The sequence below is a fragment of the Shewanella litoralis genome, from assembly GCF_009828585.1.
GTDB classification, from domain to species: domain Bacteria; phylum Pseudomonadota; class Gammaproteobacteria; order Enterobacterales; family Shewanellaceae; genus Shewanella; species Shewanella litoralis.
The window spans coordinates 1-366 of record NZ_WSRZ01000110.1 but is presented as its reverse complement, the minus strand read 5'-3'; the positions used below and the strand labels follow the sequence as shown (position 1 = coordinate 366).

The window sequence follows — 366 nt, the reverse complement described above, 5'->3', positions numbered from 1 at the left end:
TCGTAAACGTATCCGTTACCTCGCCTTACTCCACTTTACCGAAGGTCATTCTCGCACCGTGATTGCCAACATGTTGAAGGTCAGTAGAACAAGTGTAAATGCCTGGGTTACAAACTATTTAACTCTTGGTATCAAAGGCCTGGATGATAAACATAATCCAGGTAGACCCGCACAATTGTCAGCAAAACAACAGGCAAGTCTGAAAGAGTTTATACAAGCACAAAGCTTATCTGAGAGTGGCGGTAGATTAATGGCAAGAGATGTTTGTCTTTTTATTCAATCTGAATTTAATGTGACCTTTAAGCAGGCCAACATCTACAGAATACTCCATCAATTAGGCTTTTCATGGATAACAACTCGCTCTCG

1 protein-coding gene is annotated in these 366 nt (G+C 41.0%); it reads left to right on the top strand.

Going from position 1 to position 366, the window contains the following annotated elements; translation table 11 throughout:
• On the top strand, positions 1–366 hold a 366-nt coding region (locus GQA99_RS20325; RefSeq protein ID WP_160057024.1), incomplete at both ends, for a helix-turn-helix domain-containing protein.